The organism is Bulleidia sp. HCP3S3_C9 (assembly GCF_052064035.1).
Taxonomy (GTDB): Bacteria; Bacillota_I; Bacilli_A; order Erysipelotrichales; family Erysipelotrichaceae; genus Bulleidia.
The window spans coordinates 100,544-113,631 of sequence record NZ_JBQHWJ010000002.1 but is presented as its reverse complement, the minus strand read 5'-3'; the positions used below and the strand labels follow the sequence as shown (position 1 = coordinate 113,631).

The 13,088-nt window shown below is 36.6% G+C and carries 11 protein-coding genes; 9 read left to right on the top strand and 2 right to left on the bottom strand.

The annotated features are described in order from the left end of the window. Window positions 1-41: 41 nt before the first annotated feature. On the bottom strand, window positions 42-515 hold the full coding sequence (locus ACTND6_RS01115; protein ID WP_441045032.1) for a DUF6431 domain-containing protein: 474 nt from the start codon (window positions 513-515) through the stop codon (window positions 42-44). Window positions 516-815: 300 nt separating this feature from the next. On the opposite strand from ACTND6_RS01115, the gene ACTND6_RS01110 reads away from it, so the two are divergent. Genes ACTND6_RS01110 through ACTND6_RS01090 form a run of 5 tightly spaced genes read left to right on the top strand, consistent with a single transcriptional unit; the run spans window position 816 to window position 5,865 of the window. Further along, window positions 816-1,889, top strand: a complete 1,074-nt coding sequence (locus ACTND6_RS01110) for a UDP-N-acetylglucosamine--N-acetylmuramyl-(pentapeptide) pyrophosphoryl-undecaprenol N-acetylglucosamine transferase (protein ID WP_441020960.1) — start codon at window positions 816-818, stop codon at window positions 1,887-1,889. Further along, a complete protein-coding gene (gene murB / locus ACTND6_RS01105) occupies window positions 1,882-2,790 on the top strand; it encodes a UDP-N-acetylmuramate dehydrogenase (protein ID WP_178176929.1) in 909 nt (302 codons plus the stop codon). The genes ACTND6_RS01110 and murB overlap by 8 nt, the downstream gene beginning before the upstream one ends. Then, window positions 2,777-3,823, top strand: coding sequence for a cell division protein FtsQ/DivIB (locus ACTND6_RS01100; protein ID WP_441020962.1), 1,047 nt, complete (start codon window positions 2,777-2,779; stop codon window positions 3,821-3,823). The genes murB and ACTND6_RS01100 overlap by 14 nt, the downstream gene beginning before the upstream one ends. A 60-nt stretch (window positions 3,824-3,883) precedes the next feature. Further along, window positions 3,884-4,243, top strand: coding sequence for an Asp23/Gls24 family envelope stress response protein (locus tag ACTND6_RS01095; protein ID WP_178176927.1), 360 nt, complete (start codon window positions 3,884-3,886; stop codon window positions 4,241-4,243). 11 nt (window positions 4,244-4,254) lie between these two features. Continuing rightward, entirely contained in the window at window positions 4,255-5,865 is a 1,611-nt protein-coding gene (locus ACTND6_RS01090; RefSeq protein ID WP_441020965.1) for a DAK2 domain-containing protein, read from the top strand. A gap of 48 nt (window positions 5,866-5,913) precedes the next feature. Here ACTND6_RS01090 and ACTND6_RS01085 read toward each other — a convergent pair whose 3' ends face one another. Beyond that, window positions 5,914-7,458 carry an ABC-F family ATP-binding cassette domain-containing protein gene (locus tag ACTND6_RS01085; protein ID WP_441020967.1) on the bottom strand — a complete coding sequence of 515 codons (1,545 nt, stop codon included), beginning with the start codon at window positions 7,456-7,458 and terminating at the stop codon, window positions 5,914-5,916. Between the two features lie 88 nt (window positions 7,459-7,546). Here ACTND6_RS01085 and ACTND6_RS01080 point away from each other — a divergent pair, with 88 nt between their 5' ends. The 4 genes from ACTND6_RS01080 (at window position 7,547) to ACTND6_RS01065 (ending at window position 13,085) form a co-directional block, all read left to right on the top strand. Further along, on the top strand, window positions 7,547-9,016 hold the full coding sequence (locus ACTND6_RS01080; RefSeq protein WP_441020969.1) for a glycoside hydrolase family 1 protein: 1,470 nt from the start codon (window positions 7,547-7,549) through the stop codon (window positions 9,014-9,016). 80 nt (window positions 9,017-9,096) lie between these two features. Then, entirely contained in the window at window positions 9,097-11,106 is a 2,010-nt protein-coding gene (gene recG, locus ACTND6_RS01075; protein WP_441020971.1) for an ATP-dependent DNA helicase RecG, read from the top strand. Between the two features lie 12 nt (window positions 11,107-11,118). Beyond that, entirely contained in the window at window positions 11,119-11,793 is a 675-nt protein-coding gene (gene rnc / locus ACTND6_RS01070) for a ribonuclease III (RefSeq protein ID WP_178176922.1), read from the top strand. 17 nt (window positions 11,794-11,810) lie between these two features. Further along, on the top strand, window positions 11,811-13,085 hold the full coding sequence (locus ACTND6_RS01065) for a galactokinase family protein (RefSeq protein WP_178176921.1): 1,275 nt from the start codon (window positions 11,811-11,813) through the stop codon (window positions 13,083-13,085). The last annotated feature ends 3 nt before the right edge of the window (window positions 13,086-13,088 follow it).

Sequence of the window (13,088 nt, the reverse complement as noted above, 5' to 3'; positions counted from 1 at the left end):
ATTTTCATCAAACATAAGATGATAGTCTCCTTACGTGAACATTAAAAAGCATCCAGAAGGAAAAAAGTGTCTCCGTCATGTTGGTAGAGAGAAAAAATGCGCAAGAGAGGATGAGCATCCTGTGAAATCTTTCTGAACCGTTTGATAAGTGAATACAGGAATCTGTCCGTCAGAGGATAGAAGGTGTTCTGGAAAGCAGAGAACTGATGATGAGAAAGAGAAGCAATAACTGAAACAAGTGAAACAGGAACCGGAGAACGAGGTATCCACAGATCAGGAAGAAGTGCATGTGTTCTGTGGCAGTGCGTGCAGAAGACACGCTGTACTCTGATAATGATGAATTCAGGGCAGTCAGGTACACAGATTCTTCTGGGATAGCGACCGTAAAAGACAAGAGAGCAGGATCCACAGAAAGGACAAGGAAAGGAAGGAATACAGGAACAGATTCTTCTGATTTCAGAATCATACTGTGTTTGAGAAATGATATTGCATTTTGATGATTTAAAAGATATCATGTAGTTGTTTGAAAGACAGCAGAAGACTGAGCGGCAACTCATATGGTCTTCTGTTTTCTTTTTATCCTTTCCGTAAAATGATGATTACTAATACAATCATAAAAAAAGATGCATAAAAATGCACCTCAAAATATTTGAACGTTGATTTTCCCTCAAGACCTCATGAACATCATGTTATTTTACAATATGTCAAAACCTCATCCAATTTTGGATAATCTGGAAACAACTGCTTTTCTATTGGAGTGGAATACTTCATGATGTTTTATGGTAAAATAGTTAGAGAGTTTGGAGATAACAAATATGAAAGTAATGATTGCTGCCGGTGGAACTGGCGGACATATATATCCTGCAACTGCACTTGCAGAAGTATTAAAACAAAAACAGCCAGAGAGTGAAATACTATTCTTTGGATCGAATGATCGTATGGAATCTACAGTCATTCCGCAACTTGGATACAAGTTCTATGGCTTAGATATGAAAAGTGGAAATGGTGGTTTTCTCAATAAGGCTAAATCCATGACTTCTTTATTGTTTGCATATAAGCAGGCACGTGAAATTTTAAAACAGGAGCGTCCAGATATCTGTATTGGCTTTGGAAATTATATTTCTGTTCCTTTGATTATGGCTGCTCATAAAATGGGTATTAAAACAATGATTCATGAACAGAACAGCTACGCTGGAAAAGCAAACAAGTTTTTAAGTAAATATGTTGATGCAATCGTTTCCTGCTATGAAGCAAACCTGTCACAAATGCCTGAAGAAAAACAAAGACTGTTAGGCAATCCACAGGCGACACTTGCTGCAAATACAACATTTGATCCATCTTGCCTGTCAGATATTGGGCTGGATGCTGCTAAACCATTTGTTGTATGTATGATGGGTTCATTAGGATCTGCTTCTGTATCAAAAGTATTAGATGAAGCTTGTCCTCTATTTGAAGATGATTTTCAGGTGGTGATTGCGAGTGGTAAAAGTAATGATTATACATTCACTTTTGAAAGCAATGATCATGTAAAAATCGTTGATTATGTTGATGGAAAAACAATGCTGAAAGGATGTTCACTTGCTGTATTAAGAGCAGGGGCAACAACGATGTGTGAAATTGGTGCAATTGGTTGTGCATCCATTCTCATTCCATCTCCCTATGTTCCAAATAATCATCAGTTCTACAATGCAGAAGAACTTGTTAAAAAAGGTGCTGCTTTGATGATAGAAGAAAAGAATCTGACTGCTGCCAAGCTGGCAGACACAGTGAACTTTTTAATGCATAATGAGAAAAAAAGAGATGCATTAAAGAAAAATGCTTATATGCAGGGAAAAAGAGATGCTGCGGATCAAATGATTGCGTGGATGGAGGAAATTGTGAATGCGTGAATTGATAGATGAATTAAATGATATTTGTGAAACTGAAGTCAATATGCCTTTGTCTTCTATGACAACTTTACGTATTGGTGGATACGCAAAGTATGTCGTTTATCCAAACAGTGATATTGCTTTAGATGGTGTTCTAAGACTGTTAAAGCTTAGAAATATTCCATTTAAAATGATTGGAAAAGGCAGTGATCTACTTTGCAGTGATGATGATTACTATGGAGTAATCATTCGTTTAGATCGTCATTTCAACAAAGCCTATTTTACAGATGATATGGTTACGGTGCAGGCTGGATGTTCCACGATTGCTTTAGCATATCAGGCAATGAAAAATGGCTTAAGTGGTCTAGAGTGGGCAAGTGGTATTCCTGGTACGATTGGTGGCGCAATCTTTATGAATGCTGGTGCATATAAAAGCAGTATGGCTGATATCGTAGAAGAAGTATTTGTATATCGCAATGGAAAACTGGAATGGATGCCTGTTGAAGAATGTGATTTCTCTTATCGTACAAGTATTTTCCAGAAGCATAGTGACTGGATTATTGCGGGATGCAGAATGCGTTTAAAAGATGAAGATCCAAATAAGATTGAACAGCTGATGGAAGATCGAAAGCAAAGAAGACTTTCATCTCAGCCATTGGAATTTCCAAGCTGTGGTTCTGTCTTTAGAAATCCAGAAGGAAAGAATGCATGGGAATGCATTGACGGCATTGGCTATCGTGGCAAGTCGATTGGAGATGCATATGTCTCTGATAAGCATTGTAATTTTATTGTGAATAAAGGCCATGCTACAGCGAAAGACTACATTACACTCGTACGTGAAATTCAACAAAAAGTAAAAGAAAAATATGATATTACTTTAGAAACTGAAATGGAGTTATTTAACTGGTGTGAAAAAGACTGATAAAGAAAGCAAATCATTGATTGAATGTGCACCACGTTTATTGAAATGGGGATTGTTCGCTGCGGTTGCTTTATTACTGTCGTTGTATTTATTTTCGTCATATTCTAGAGTCTCTGGAATTGTTGTGAAAGGAACACATTATCTAGATGAAGAATATATAGAAGAAATCTCTAATATTCATCAAAATAATATTTTCTATTTAAATATTCCATTCTTAAAAGAAATGGAATTAAAGAATGACCCAATGATTGAAGACGCTGATGTGACTTTGCTGAGCAATCAGGTTGTTTCCATCACAATCAAGGAAAAGAAAGCGATTGGTTATCGTTATGATTCTGATGAAGCAGAAATTCTGTTTGTAGATAATACAAAGGCAAAATTAAAGAGTGAGTATTTAGATATCATTGCTTCTGTACCTTTGATTCATGGATTTAATACAAAGGAACAGACAAGACTGTTATGTAAAGCGTTTAAAGATGTAGATCAAAGCATGATTGAAAATATATCTGACATCTCTCAATATGCATTAAGCTATGATGATGAAGCAATGAAGATTCAGATGAGGAATGGTTCATATTATTTAGGAAACTATCAGAATCTATCAAAACTGAATGATTACTATATGATCTATGCAAATATGAATGATAAATCACAATGTATTTCAGCAGATGAAAAAGCAAACGTTGCATACACATTTGTATGTCCATGGAACATTGAAGATTCTTCACAAGAATACTGGACTGATGCCGATGGTAATTTATTGACAAATATTTATGGAGACCATGTTGCAAAACATTACTATACAGATGAAAATGGAAATCAGGCAGTTGACAGCAATGGTAATCCAATCGTTATTCCATTAGATGAAAACGGCAGTGAAGTCATTGATCCAAACTTCAACAGGAATTATAGTGCAGGCTACTATGCAACGGGAAGTCTTGTTCTTCCAGAAGGCGTAAGCAATGAGCCAGAACAGAATGATAATCAGGCAGAAAATGAACAAAATGCGAATGAAAATAACATGCCTGAATAACAATTGTTCATTCTGTGAATGTTTTTTGTTATAATAATTGAGATAAGGAGCTATTTTACTATGGCAATAGAAACAAAAACAAACTATGGAAATATTTCTATTACATCTGATGCAATTGCATCTCTTGCAGGTGGCATTATCACAGAATGCTATGGTGTTGTAGGAATGGCCAGCAAACAAGTACTAAAGGATGGCTGGGCTGAATTATTAAAAAAAGAAAACTATTCTAAAGGTGTAGTTATCAAAAATACAGACGGAATGATTGATGTAGATCTTTACATTATTGTTTCTTTTGGTATTAAGATTACAGAAACTGTAAAAGAAGCACAGAAGAAAGTTAAATATATGTTAGAAAAGACCCTTTCACAAGATATTCATTCAGTGAATGTCTTTGTTCAGGGTGTACGTGTAATGAACTGAGTGAGGGTGTCATGGAAAAAATTAACGGTATTATATTTAAAGGAATGCTTGAAAGTGGATGCAACAATCTAAATGGAAATAAAAAAGAAGTTGATGCATTGAACGTATTCCCAGTACCTGATGGAGATACAGGTACAAATATGTCTCTAACATTCACAAATGGTGTGAGTGAAGTAAAAAAGAGTGGTTCAGATTCTTTACCAACAATTGCTAAGACACTATCTAGAGGATTATTGATGGGTGCTAGAGGAAACTCTGGTGTTATTCTTTCTCAGATCTTCAGAGGTATTTATCAATACATTGGCGAAAAGACAGAATTATCCAGCAAGGAATTCTCTGAAGCTTTGTTGAATGGTTCCAAACTTGCATATAAAGCAGTTATGAGACCTACAGAAGGTACAATTTTAACTGTGATTCGTGAAGCAAGTGCAAAGGGTGAAGAATTCATCAATGCAAATCCTGAAGCTTCGATTGAAGAATTCATGAATGCAGTATTAGATGAGGCAAATGCATCTCTTGAAAGAACACCTGAATTATTGCCTGTTTTAAAGGAAGCACATGTTGTTGACTCTGGCGGTGCTGGTTTAGTCAAGGTCTTAGAAGGTTTTAAGGCATTCTTGGACGGCAATCCAGTCACTGAAGAAACAGTTAATGAAGAAAAGAAAGAAACAAAGAGTGAACATTCCAGCGGATATCGTTGTGAATTTATTCTTACATTTGACGCAAAGCACGCAAAGAGCTTCAATGAAGATCGTTTCAGAAAATCATTAGAAGCACTTGGAAATAAAGTGCAGCTTGTTGTGAAAGAAGATGGTATTTCTCTAAGTCTTCATACAATGACACCAGGTGAAGTATTAATGCTTGCGGAACGATATGGTGAATTTAAAAAGGTTCAGATTGAAAATATTCAAGATGATTTGAATCCATCCTTGTTAGAAGAAGAGAAGGAAGAAGTTGGAGAGGCAAAGGAATACGGTATCATTGCGGTAGCAGCTGGTGAAGGTATCAAACAGCTATTCACTGAATATCGTACAGACTATGTTGTCAGTGGTGGCCAGACAATGAATCCATCCACAGAGGATATTGCTTCTGCAATCGCAAAGGTAAATGCAAAGCATGTATTTGTATTGCCAAATAACTCAAATATCATTATGGCCGCAAATCAGGCAGCTACAGTTACAGAAGATAAAGATGTCATCGTTCTTCCAACAAAATCTGTACCACAGGGCTTATCTGCCTGCATCAATTTCAATCCAGAAGATGATGTAGAAACAAACAAGGAAGCAATGGAAGAAGCAATCGCAAATGTTAAGACTGGTCAGATTACATATGCAATCAAGGATACTTCGATTGACGGCAAGGAAATCCATGCTGGCGATTACATGGGACTCTTTGATAAAGATATCGTGATCATTAAAAAGGATAAGATGACTGCTTCTAAACAGCTGATTGAAAAGATGATGGACGAAGATTCAGAAATTGTAACTCTATTAAAGGGTGAAGATGCTACACAGGAAGAATGTGATGCATTGGCAGAATTCATTGAAGAAAACTATGATGTCGATGTAGATGTACAAGATGGTGGACAGCCAGTGTACTCATTTGTTATCGGTGTTGAATAAGTAAAATAAAATGTCATTTGAAATCTCAAATGACATTTTTTATGTGTGTTATATAGAATACTGACTCATATCCCATACTTCATCCACGATATCTTCATAGAAATATGGTTCATGAGAAACAAGTAATACAGTTCCTTTAAATGCTTGAATGGCTTCTTTTAAAGAATCCTTTGCATCTTGATCAAGATGATTTGTAGGTTCGTCTAATACGAGAAGATTACATGGAGTATTCATGATCTTGCAAAGACGAAGCTTTGCCTGTTCTCCACCAGATAATACAAATACCTGTGATTCAATCTGTTCTGTTGTTAGACCACACTTTGCAAGTGCACTGCGTACTTCATATTGACTGAATGCAGGGAATGTATCCCATAGTTCCTGCATACATGTTTGAGAGCTTGCTTTTTCTTCCTGTACAAAATATCCAGCATCAATATTCTCACCATGTTCAATGGAACCGGAAAGGACATCAATGATACCAAGCAATGACTTTAGTAATGTTGTTTTACCAATACCGTTTGCACCAACAATTGCTACTTTTTTATTCTTTTCCAATGTAAATGTCATTGGTTTACTTAATGGATAGTCATATCCAATCACAATATCATTTGCGATAAATAAATATTTTGAAGGTGTAGAAGAATATTGAAAAGCAAATTCAGGTTTGATTTTTTCTTTCTTCAACTCAATGCGTTCCATTTTGTTCAGCTGCTTCATTCTGGAGTTGGCCATTCCTCTTGTAGCGACTCTTGCCTTATTTCTCGCAATAAAATCTTCCATCTTTTCAATTTCAGCCTGTTGACGATTATATGCAGCTTCTAGCTGTTTTTTCTTTGTTTCATATACAGATACAAAGTTATCGTAGTTTCCTGTATAACGTGTAATAGAAGGAGCATCAACGTGATATACAACATTGATACAGGTATTTAAAAATGGAACATCATGAGAAATTAGAATAAATGCATTTTCATAGTTAATTAAATAATTCTTTAACCATTCAATGTGTTCCACATCTAAATAGTTTGTAGGCTCATCCAGTAAAAGAATATCTGGTTTTTGTAGAAGAAGTTTAGCCATAAGAATACGTGTTCTTTGACCGCCACTTAAATTAGAAACATTTGTATCAAGACCTAATGCATCAATACTGAATGCACGTGAAATTTCATCAATTTTAGAATCAATCAGGTAGAAATCATGCTGATCAAGATAAGACTGTCTTTCACCAATATCTTCCAGTAATACATTCATTTCTTTTTCATCCATATCAGCCATTTTCATATAGTCATCTGTAATGGACTGTTCAATGTCATACAATTCATCATATGCACTCTTTAATACATCACGAATCGTTTTTGCTGGATCTAAAACCGTATGCTGATCCAGGTAGCCAACATTGACACGCTTGTTCCAGAGTACTTTTCCTTCTTCTGGTTCCAGTTTTTTTGTCAGGATATTCATGAAAGTACTTTTCCCTTCACCATTTGCACCAACAAGACCAACATGTTCCCCACGATTCAAACGGAACGATACATCTTCAAATATTACTCTGCCACCAAAGGAGTGGCTAAGATTTTCAACAACTAGTATACTCATTCATTCACCTCAGCTGCATTAGTTTATCATGATTGGAACATTATTTCATAGTTTCCTTAGTATAATGAGTTCAGGAGGATATGGAACAATGGAATTTCCTAAGAATTTTTTGTGGGGCGGCGCTGTAGCGGCAAACCAGTTAGAGGGTGCATGGCTGGAAGATGGCAAGCAACCTAACGTAACTGATGTATTGGTAGGTATCGGTTCAAAAGAACCAGGGATCAAATGGAATGGAGAAAAGTATGAGATGTGCTTAGATCCAGATAAAAAATATTTATCACATGAAGCAATTGATTTCTACCATCGTCATAAAGAAGATCTAGAACTCATGGCAGGTATGGGATTTAACTGTTTTAGAACTTCTATCGCATGGGGTAGAATCTTCCCTAATGGAGATGAAACAGAACCAAATGAAAAGGGTCTTGCTTTCTATGATGAATTATTTGATGAGATGAAAGAATTAGGTATGGAACCATGCATTACAATGTCTCATTATGAAACACCATTGCATTTATTAACAGAATATGGTGGATGGTCTAACCCAAAACTCATCGAATTCTGGAAGAATTATGCAAAAACAGTATTTACAAGATACAAAGGGAAAGTAAAATACTGGCTGACATTTAATGAAGTAAATGCAATGCTTCGCAATCCATTTGTTGCGGGAAGCATATTAACAATTAACAATCCAAAGGATCCTTCCGATCCAATTGGTTCTATAACACAAGAAGATATATGGCAGGGCTATTATAATATTCTTGTCGCAAACGCATGGACAGTTAAGCTTTGTCATGAAATTGATCCAGATGCCAAGGTTGGTAATATGATGACTGCTTCTGGTGCATGTACTTATCCAGAAACATGCAAACCATCTGATGTATTTGGTGCATATGATACACAAAGATGGGCTGTATACTTTATGTGCGATCCAATGGTATTCGGAGAAATTCCATCGTATGTTAAAGCACTCTGGAAGAAGAACCCGTCATGGACGCCAAAGATGAATGATGATGAATTAAAGCTGATTCATGACTATACAATTGATTTCATTTCATACAGCTACTATCGTTCTGCAGTATATGCATCCGATGCTACAATGACAAATAATACTGGTGGCATCAAAGGAAAAGATAATCCATACTTGAAAGAATGCTCACCAAAGCCATGGAGCTGGCCAGTTGATCCAGAAGGATTAAGACTGCTCATTAACATGTTCGAAGATCGTTACCATTTACCGCAGTTTATTGTTGAAAATGGTATTGGCCTAGATGAAAATCTTGATGAAAATGGCAAGATTGATGATCCATTCAGAGTACGCTACCTTGAACAGCATTTAAAGCAGGTTGCATTAGCAATTGAAGATGGATGCAATGTCATGGGCTACTTGTGGTGGGGACCAATTGACGTTGTTTCTGCCGGTACAGGCGAAATGAAGAAGCGTTATGGCTTTGTATATGTTGACCGTTTCAATGATGGACATGGTACATTAGAAAGAAAAATCAAGAATTCTTACTACAGATATAAAGAAATTATTGAATCCAATGGAGAAGCTCTCTAATCAAATTCAAATATTTTCGAACTTTCTAGGAATATTAATTCTTAGAAAGTTTTTTTCATGAGAAATGCTATAATTGAAACATGGATCTACATGATAAATCATTCCATTTTTCAGCGAAAAGAATTGAAACATTACAACGGCTGCATATATATGATTCAGATGATCTGCTTTCTTATTATCCATACCGTTTTGATACAATTTCTTCTTCTCCGATTTCTGAATGGAAAATCAAAGAAAAAGTCACATTTGAAGCGGAAGTTATATCTCGTGCAATTACATTCCGCAATGGAAGATTTGCTTCAACAAAGTTTGAAGTCATGCATGAAGATACCGTATTAAAGATCACGATATTCAATCGACCATGGGCATCAAAGCTTGCAATGAACTCTAGGATTACGATTACAGGAATCTATATGGGAAATCATAAAGTGACTGCTATGAATTATGATACAAAGCCACTTCATGATCATGAAGCAGTAACACCTGTCTATTCATCCAAAGAAGGCATCCAGCAAAGAACGATTCGTGCTTCGATAAAAACAGTCTATGAAGTATTACAGAATGAAATCATTGACTATGTTCCAGAAGAAATGATTCGAAAGTATCATTTGCTTCGAAGAAGCGAAGCCTATAGAAAAATTCATTTTCCAGAGTCGTTAGAAGATACGAAACAGGCATTTCGTACTTTGAAATATGAAGAATTTCTGCGCTTCTTTATTGCGATGGAATTGAACAAAGATGAAGAAGGACTGCTTTCATATAAGCAGCCAAAAAACATTGATATTACAAAAGTAAAAGCAATGATATCTTGTCTTCCTTTTTCTTTGACAAAAGATCAGGTAGATACACTCAATGCCATCATCAATGACATGCGTTCTAATGTACCAATGTACCGCCTCGTACAGGGAGATGTCGGATGTGGCAAGACTGTTGTAGCTGCATTCAGCATGTATGCATGTTTTCTAAGCGGTTATCAGTCTGCTTTGTTAGCACCGACAGAAATCTTAGCCAAACAACATCTTGCTTCACTTAAAAGTATGATCAAGGATCCTTCTATTTCTATAGAAGTCTTATATTCAGCAATGAATACGAAAGAAAAAAAAGATATTCTAAGACGATGTGAAGAAGGAGATATTGATATTCTGATTGGAACACATGCATTGATTCAGGATGATGTACACTTTAAAAAGCTTGGCTATGTTGTGGCAGATGAACAGCAGCGTTTTGGTGTAGAACAGAGAAAAGCACTTCGCTTAAAAGGTGAAAACACAGATTTTCTTTTGATGTCAGCAACACCAATTCCACGTACCTTAGCAGCTTCCTTGTTTTCAGATATGAAAGTCAGTACGATCGAAACAATGCCTGCAGGCAGAAAACAGCCAGTCACGCAATTGATTCTGGAAAACAGTTTCCGTTCTGTACTGGATGAAGTGAATGCGCTGTTAGAAGAAGGACATCAGCTGTATGTCATATGCGCTGCAGTAGGTGAAAATGAAGCGTTTAAGGCACGTGATGTAAATAAGATGTATATCAATTTATCCAAACTGTTCTATCCTAGAAAAGTTGGCATGCTGCATGGACAGATGAGTTCAGATGAAAAGCAAAGTGTCATGGACGCATTTGCGAAAAATGAAATTCAGATACTTGTTTCTACAACAGTCGTAGAAGTCGGTATGAATGTTGTAAATGCAACCGGAATGATCATTTATGATGCAGATCGCTTTGGACTTAGTCAGCTGCATCAGCTGCGTGGTCGTATCCAAAGAGGAAATGCAGTTGGAAAATGCTGGCTGCTAACAGATAACAAAAGTGAAGATGTGAAAGAAAGATTGAACGTATTAGTGAAAACAACGAATGGATTTGAAATCTCGTATGAAGATTTACGTCTAAGAGGACCGGGTGATATACTTGGAACAAGACAATCAGGTGTGCCGGATCTGATTCTTGGAAATCTTTATGAAGATACAAAAATGATTGACGTCTGTAGAAAAGATGCAAAAACAATCGTTGAACATTGTGATCAGACAGATTACATTTCTATCATAGAAAGTGTAAAGCAGAGAAGAGCACAAAGTGCGTATATAGATTGAGGGGAAAAAGAAATGACAATTATTGATTGGTTGAAAAATAGAGGTATTCAGGTAAAAAATACTTCTTTGGTAGAACAGGCATTTATGCATAGCAGCTATGCACATGAACACCAGCAATTCCATGATAATGAAAGACTGGAATTTATGGGAGATGCGGTACTGCAGCTGTGGTCTAGTAGAGCAATCTGGCCATTGAATCTATCAGAAGGTAAAATGTCTCGTTTGCGTGCACAGCTTGTTTGTGAAAAAGCATTGGCTATCTATGGCAGAGAACTGCATTTAAATGATTTTCTTTTATTAGGTGCTGGTGAAGAAAAGACAGGCGGAAGAAATAAAGATGCAATCATTGCGGATGCATTTGAAGCATTTCTTGGTGCATTATTCTTAGATCAGGGTATGAAAGCAGTCGATAATATTTTAAATGACTGCCTGATTCCACGTTTATCGCATCCAGAAGACGTAGGTACGATCCATGACTATAAAAGCAAACTGCAGGAATTTGTACAGGCAGATAAAAAACGTACCGTCACATATAAGCTTGTCAGTGAAAAAGGTCCCGCAAATGCACCTGAATTCGTAATGAATTGCGTGATGGACAACATTGTATTAGGGACAGGTAAGGGTGTTTCAAAAAAGCAGGCAGAACAGAATGCTGCCAAAGATGCTTTTGAAAAATTAGCAAAATAACAGGAGAACAAAAGAACATGAAAATTTCAGAACTCAAAACATTCATCAATGAAGGAAAACTTGATGACAAGCTTGTTGAACTTTATGGTGAAAAAGCACTTAACGCACAAAAAGAAAGATATACTGCAATTTTAGATAATGCATTGCATGCTTTTTCAGATGAAGAAGCAAGAATCTATTCTGCACCAGGAAGAACAGAAGTTGGTGGAAACCATACAGACCATCAATTAGGTAAAGTTTTAGCTGCATCATTGAATTTAGATGTTGTAGCCTGTGTTATCCCAACAGACGATAACATCGTTACATATGCGTCAAAAGGTTACAATGTAAAGCCAGTTGATGTCAGTGATATCACAATTCATGAAGAAGAAAAGAATTCTACAGAAGCTTTGATCCGTGGTGTTGCATCAGGTTTAAACAAGCGTGGATACAATGCGGGCGGCTTTAAGTGCTATGCAGAAAGTGATGTCATCAATGGTGGTGGCATGTCTAGTTCTGCAGCGTTTGAAGTATTGCTTGGTACAATTCAGAATGATCTTTACAACGAAGGAAAAGTTTCTACAGAAAACGTGGCCAAGATTGGTCAGTTTGCGGAAAACGTGTATTTCATGAAAGCAAGTGGCTTGCTTGATCAGATGGCTTGTTCTGTTGGCAGCTTTGCTGCAATGGATTTTAAAGATCCTGAAAATCCAGTGGTTGAAAAGGTTCCTTTTGATCCAGCTGACTATGGCTATGATTTGATCATCACAGATGTGAAAGCTTCTCATGCGGACTTGTCTGATGAATATTCTAAGGTTCCACTAGAAATGAAAGCTGCTGCTAAAGTGATGGGACATGAAGTATTATCTGAAGCAACACTAGATGAATTGTTTGACCATGTGAAAGAAATCAGAGAACAGTGTGGAGACCGTGCATTCTTACGTGCATATCATTTCTTAAATGAAACACAGCGTGCACATGATGAAGCAGAAGCACTCAAGAAAAAAGATATCAAAACATTCTTTCAGCTTGTTAGAGAATCTGGAAGATCCAGCTGGATGTATTTACAGAATATTTCTGTAGGTTCTATGCCTGAATCACAGGCAGTTGCTATTGGTTTGGCAATTTCTGAATCTGTCATTCATGAAGATGGTGCATACCGTGTACATGGCGGTGGATTTGCGGGAACAATCCAGGCATTTGTGAATAAGAATACAACAGAAGTATTCATTGAAAGAATGGAAAAGACATTTGGCAAAGGCTGCTGCTATATTTTACGTATTCGTGATGTAGGCGGTATTCGCTTAGCTTAATAT

Excerpts from the sequence above, each read along its gene's own strand:
- ACTND6_RS01065 (WP_178176921.1), top strand. The coding sequence starts at position 11,811 with ATGAAAATTTCAGAACTCAAAACATTCATCAATGAAGGAAAACTTGAT.
- ACTND6_RS01110 (WP_441020960.1), top strand. The coding sequence starts at position 816 with ATGAAAGTAATGATTGCTGCCGGTGGAACTGGCGGACATATATATCCT.
- ACTND6_RS01115 (WP_441045032.1), bottom strand. The coding sequence starts at position 515 with ATGATATCTTTTAAATCATCAAAATGCAATATCATTTCTCAAACACAG.
- ACTND6_RS01080 (WP_441020969.1), top strand. The coding sequence starts at position 7,547 with ATGGAATTTCCTAAGAATTTTTTGTGGGGCGGCGCTGTAGCGGCAAAC.
- recG (WP_441020971.1), top strand. The coding sequence starts at position 9,097 with ATGGATCTACATGATAAATCATTCCATTTTTCAGCGAAAAGAATTGAA.
- ACTND6_RS01095 (WP_178176927.1), top strand. The coding sequence starts at position 3,884 with ATGGCAATAGAAACAAAAACAAACTATGGAAATATTTCTATTACATCT.
- ACTND6_RS01090 (WP_441020965.1), top strand. The coding sequence starts at position 4,255 with ATGGAAAAAATTAACGGTATTATATTTAAAGGAATGCTTGAAAGTGGA.
- ACTND6_RS01085 (WP_441020967.1), bottom strand. The coding sequence starts at position 7,458 with ATGAGTATACTAGTTGTTGAAAATCTTAGCCACTCCTTTGGTGGCAGA.
- rnc (WP_178176922.1), top strand. The coding sequence starts at position 11,119 with ATGACAATTATTGATTGGTTGAAAAATAGAGGTATTCAGGTAAAAAAT.
- murB (WP_178176929.1), top strand. The coding sequence starts at position 1,882 with ATGCGTGAATTGATAGATGAATTAAATGATATTTGTGAAACTGAAGTC.